Origin of the sequence: Streptomyces zinciresistens K42 (assembly GCF_000225525.1) — a bacterium.
GTDB classification, from domain to species: domain Bacteria; phylum Actinomycetota; class Actinomycetes; order Streptomycetales; family Streptomycetaceae; genus Streptomyces; species Streptomyces zinciresistens.
The window spans coordinates 1-4,690 of sequence record NZ_AGBF01000321.1 but is presented as its reverse complement, the minus strand read 5'-3'; the positions used below and the strand labels follow the sequence as shown (position 1 = coordinate 4,690).

At 76.5% G+C, this 4,690-nt stretch carries 5 protein-coding genes; 2 read left to right on the top strand and 3 right to left on the bottom strand.

Annotation, left to right across the window (positions count from 1 at the left end; translation table 11 throughout):
• Positions 1 to 79: 79 nt before the first annotated feature.
• The 3 genes from SZN_RS41755 to SZN_RS35485 form a co-directional block, all read right to left on the bottom strand.
• Positions 80 to 217 carry a hypothetical protein gene (locus SZN_RS41755; protein ID WP_167546349.1) on the bottom strand — a complete coding sequence of 46 codons (138 nt, stop codon included), beginning with the start codon at positions 215 to 217 and terminating at the stop codon, positions 80 to 82.
• Positions 214 to 678, bottom strand: a complete 465-nt coding sequence (locus tag SZN_RS35490; protein WP_007505012.1) for a cyclic nucleotide-binding domain-containing protein — start codon at positions 676 to 678, stop codon at positions 214 to 216. Before SZN_RS35490 ends, SZN_RS41755 begins: the two co-directional genes overlap by 4 nt.
• 269 nt (positions 679 to 947) lie before the next feature.
• Positions 948 to 2,669 carry a SulP family inorganic anion transporter gene (locus SZN_RS35485; RefSeq protein WP_043734884.1) on the bottom strand — a complete coding sequence of 574 codons (1,722 nt, stop codon included), beginning with the start codon at positions 2,667 to 2,669 and terminating at the stop codon, positions 948 to 950.
• A 231-nt stretch (positions 2,670 to 2,900) separates the two neighbouring features.
• On the opposite strand from SZN_RS35485, the gene SZN_RS35480 reads away from it, so the two are divergent.
• Positions 2,901 to 3,500: a DoxX family membrane protein gene (locus tag SZN_RS35480; protein WP_007505007.1), complete on the top strand. Its 600-nt coding sequence runs from the start codon at positions 2,901 to 2,903 to the stop codon at positions 3,498 to 3,500.
• Between the two features lie 209 nt (positions 3,501 to 3,709).
• Entirely contained in the window at positions 3,710 to 4,627 is a 918-nt protein-coding gene (locus SZN_RS35475; protein WP_007505006.1) for a universal stress protein, read from the top strand.
• Positions 4,628 to 4,690 lie beyond the last annotated feature (63 nt).

Here is a 4,690-nt window from a genome sequence, read left to right as displayed (position 1 = left end):
GGTGCCCGCTCTCCCGCGCGCCGCCGCCCCGCGCCCTCGCCGTCCGGGACCGGGAGCGCGCCGACCTTCGCGTCGTACGTCAGCCGCGCACGATCTCCTTGAAGGGGGCGCGGCGGCCGACCGCGACGACCGTGTGCGTCATGACCTCGCCGACCTTCTGCGCGGTGCCGTCCACGGTGACTCCGGAAGAGGGGCGGGCGGTCCCGCGCGGACTCACCCGGGGCTCCCCGCCCCGTAGGGGGCGTACAGGTCCAGCAGCCGGGACCGCGCGGAGCGCAGGCGGTGGGCGAGCACGTCCCCGACCCACTGGGAGACCGCCTGCCCGAGGGCCGGGTCGTCGCGGCACATCGACCGTACGGCCGCGGCGTCGAACTCGTAGGCGCGCACCGGCGTCGTCGCCTCGGCGCCGAGGTGCCACACGTGCGGGGTGAACAGCCAGGACCAGCCGATGAGTTCGTTGTGGTGCAGGCACTCGATGACGGCCGGGCGGCGGCCGGGCACCCGCATGTCGAGCTCCACGGTGCCGGTCCGCACGATCCAGAACCGGTCGGCCCTGCCGCCCTCCTCGAACAGGCGCGTGCCCTGCGCGAACGTGACCTCCCGCGCGAGACGCATCAGGCGCTGCCGGTGCTCGGCGGGCAGGGCGCGCAGCATGCTGGGAGCGGACGTGGTGATCATGGCGTGCCTCCGGCGGACGCAGGGACTTCCACGACCAGCGTCCGCCCGCCGCGCCCGGCGGACCATGGGCCACCCGGCCCCTCGCCCGGCCCGGACGGCTCTCCCGCGCGAGGCGCCTGCGCGGCCGCCGCGCGAGGGGTCGCCCACGGCTCTCCCGCGGCGCACGTGTCCACGGCTTCCGGGTGAGCGGCCGTCCGGGCCCTCCCGCGGCGGACGAGTTGACGGCTCGCACGCGAGCCGCCGCCGCGGCACTGCCGCACGAGGCGCGGCTACGGTTCGCCGACCCGGGCGCGGTAGGCGGCGACGGCCGTCGGGAGCGTCGGAAAGATCAGGTCCGCCCCGACCGCGTCCGCGAGGCCGTACGCCCGCAGATCAGCGAGCAGGTCCTGCTTGACCCGGGCGAGGGCGAACACGACGCCCCGCCGCCCGAGTTCGCGGCGCAGCTCGTCGAGCGCGTCCAGCGCGGTGATGTCGACCTCCACGTTGGCCTCGGCGTTCAGGACGAACCAGCGCACGGGGCCGCGGTGCGCGTCCACCGCGGCCAGGGCGCGGCGGCGGAAGTCCTCGGCGTTCGCGAAGAACAGCGGCGAGTCGTAGCGGTAGACCAGCAGTCCCGGGACGGTACGGGCGGCCGGGTAGTCGGCGACGTCGTGCATGCCCGCGACGCCCGGCACCACGCCGAGGACCGCGTCGTGCGGCCGGGCCACCCGGGTCAGCAGCTCGGCCACGGACAGGCCGACCGCGACCAGGACGCCGTACAGGATGTCCAGGGCGAGCACGCCGGCCAGGCAGCCGGCGGCGAGCAGGAGTTCGCGGCGGCGGAAGGACTTCAGCCGCCGGAAGCCGGCGAGGTCGATCATGCGCACGGCCGCGTACACGACGAGCGCGCCGAGCACGGCGGAGGGCGTACGGGCAAGCAGCGGGCCGAGGAAGAGCAGGACCGCGAGCACCACCGCCCCGGCGACGAGCGAGTACGCCTGGCTGCGGGCGCCGGAGGAGTCGGCGAGCGCCGTGCGGCTGGCACTGCTGCTCACCGGGAAGCCGTGCAGCACGCCCGCGCCGAGGTTGGCCGCGCCCAGCGCCAGGAACTCCTGGTCGGCGTCGAGCCGCGGACCGGTCCCCGCGTCCCGCGCGCCGCCGGTGAACGCCCGCGCGGTGAGGATGACGTCCGTGTACGCGACGAGGAGCACGCCCAGCGCGGGCAGCACGAGCCCCGGCACCGCCGTCCAGTCGGGCCGGGCCGGAGCGGGCAGGCCCGAGGGGATCTCGCCGATGACCTCGACGCCGTGGCGGGCGTCGAGACCGAGGGCCACGACGGCGACGGTCGCGAGGACCACGGCGAGCAGGGGACCGGGGACCGCGGGTGCGCTCCGGGCCACGAGGAACAGCAGGACCAGGGAGCCGGCCGACAGCAGTACCGTCGCGGGGTCGGCGTCCGCCAGGTCCCCTGCGAACGACCACACCTGGGGGAAGAACCGGGTCTCCGCCGTCCCGACGCCCGTGAGCTTGGGCAACTGGTCCGCCATCATGATCAGCGCGACGCCCGCCATGTAGCCGATCAGCACCGGGCGGGAGAGCAGGTCGGCGACGAAGCCCAGCCGCAGTGCCCACGCGACCAGGCACAGCAGTCCCACCGTCACCGCCAGGGTGAGCGCCAGGGTGGCGTGGCGCGCGGGACCGGCGGCGGCCAGCGGGCCGACCACCGTCGCGGTCATCAGCGCCGTCGTCGACTCCGGGCCCACCGAGAGCAGCCGCGAGGAGCCGAACAGGGCGTAGAGCGCGAGCGCGGGCAGGATCGCCCACAGCCCGGCCACCGGCGGCAGCCCGGCCACCCCCGCGTACGCCATGACCTGCGGGACGAGGTACGCCGCCACCGTCACCCCGGCCACCAGGTCGCCCCGCAGCCAGGAGCGCCGGTAGCCGAGCAGGACCACGGCACCCGGCAGGAGGCGCCCCCGTCGCGGGACGCGCCCGCGCCCGTCCTGTTCCATCGGCCCGCCCTTCTCGCCCGTCACCGCGCCCAGCATTCCCCGCGCGGGCCGCGGCGGCGAGGGGGTTCGCGCGCCGCCGGGCCCGTGCACCCCGACGGGCCCTGGGAGCAGGGCCGTTCAGCCCTGTGGACACGGACCTTCGGCATCGGGCGGCCGGTGTCCGTACACCGCCACAGTGGCGGCGGCGGACACCGACCGGGACCGCCGAACCCCGCCGAAGGGACACCCGTCATGGCCGTGCACGAGCACTCTCACCGGAGTCCGGCCCCGCACCAGCCGTCCGCGGCCGGGCCCGCCGCACGGGCCGGGACGCGCCCCGGCCGGACCCATGCCCTCGCCCTGCTGCGCCTGGTCACCGGGTTCGTCTTCCTGTGGGCCTTCCTCGACAAGACCTTCGGCCTCGGCTACGCCACCCCCTCCGGCCGCGGCTGGATCGACGGCGGCTCGCCCACCAAGGGCTTCCTCGGCTCGGTGGCCGCCGGACCGATGCGGTCCACCTTCCACTCCTGGGCCGGCGCCGCCTGGGTGGACGTGCTGTTCATGCTCGGCATGCTCGGCATCGGGCTCGCGCTCGTCGCCGGGGTGGCGCTGCGGCTCACGGCCGTCGCGGGCACCGTGATGATGGTGCTGATGTGGGCCGCCGAATGGCCGCCCGCCCGGACCCTGGCCGACGGCACCCCGAGCATGTCGACGAACCCCTTCGCCGACTACCACGTCGTCTACGCCCTCGTCCTCGTCGTCCTGGCGGCCTGCTCCGCCGGCGACACCCTCGGGCTCGGCCGGCTCTGGTCCGGGCTCCCGTTCGTCCGCCGCGGCCCCTGGCTGCGCTGACCCGGGGAGGGGGAGGCGCGGTGGGCCCCGTCGACGGCCCACCGGACCCGCCCCGCACCGCGACAGGCCCCGGGCGGACGGCGGCGTCGCCCTCCGCCCGGGGAGACCCGGGGGCCGACCGGCCCCCCACCGGGACCTGCGGCCCCTGCCGTGTCCCGGGTCCGAGGACCAGACTCGAATCGGGACCGCCGATTCAGGAGGTGGACATCATGACCCGCACCCTCACCCACACGGTCACCACCGGGCTCGACGGCTCGCGCGAGAGCCGTGCCGCCGCCGAATGGGCCGCCCGCGAAGCGGGGCTGCTCGGCCTGCCGCTGAAGCTGGTCCACGTCCGCGAGCCGGTACCGGCGCCCATGGCGCAGGCCCCGCTGCTCGGCGCCGAGACCAGCCAGCACTGGACCGAGCGGGTGCCGCGCGAGGCGGCCGAGGGCATCCGGGCACGCCACCCCGGCCTCGACGTCAGCAGCGTGCAGCTGTCCGGCCGGCCCGCCGACGCCCTCGCCGAGGAGGCGCGGGACGCCGAACTGCTGGTCCTCGGCTCGCGCGGGCTCAGCGGCATCGGCGGCTTCCTGGTCGGATCGGTCGGGCTCTCCGTCGTCGCCCGCACCGAGCGGCCCGTCGTCCTGGTCCGGGCCGGCCGGGAGGCCGCCGACGAGCACGAGAAGGACCCCGCGGGCATCCCGTCCGCGGCCACCGCGTACCTGCCCGTCGTGCTCGGCCTCGACGTCGAGAGCCCCGACGGCGAACTGATCGCGTTCGCGTTCGCCGCCGCCGCGCGCCGCGGCACGGGCCTGCGCGTGGTGCACGGCTGGAACGTGCCGCCCTCCTACGCCTACGGCCTGTCGGCCGACCTCGAACTCCACGGCTCCCTCGCCCGCGCCGAGACCGTCGCACTCTGCGAGGCCCTGCGTCCCTGGCGCCGCAAGTTCCCCGACGTCGACGTCGTCGAGAACTCCCACTACGGCACCCCCGCCGCACACCTGGTCGACGTCTCCCGCGAGGCGTCCCTGGTCGTCGTGGGCCGCCGCGTCCGGCGCGGGGCCGTCGGCGCGCACATCGGGCCGGTCACCCACGCCGTCCTGCACCACTGCGCCGCGCCGGTCGCGGTCGTCCCGCACCACTGAGGCGCCCCTGACGCGGACCTGCGCGGCCACAGCCGTGCACACGCCCCCTGCCCGCCGGCCGTC

Bases quoted from the DNA above. Each gene is read 5' to 3' on its own strand.
- SZN_RS35475 (WP_007505006.1), top strand. From the start codon at position 3,710: ATGACCCGCACCCTCACCCACACGGTCACCACCGGGCTCGACGGCTCG.
- SZN_RS35485 (WP_043734884.1), bottom strand. From the start codon at position 2,669: ATGGAACAGGACGGGCGCGGGCGCGTCCCGCGACGGGGGCGCCTCCTG.
- SZN_RS35490 (WP_007505012.1), bottom strand. From the start codon at position 678: ATGATCACCACGTCCGCTCCCAGCATGCTGCGCGCCCTGCCCGCCGAG.
- SZN_RS35480 (WP_007505007.1), top strand. From the start codon at position 2,901: ATGGCCGTGCACGAGCACTCTCACCGGAGTCCGGCCCCGCACCAGCCG.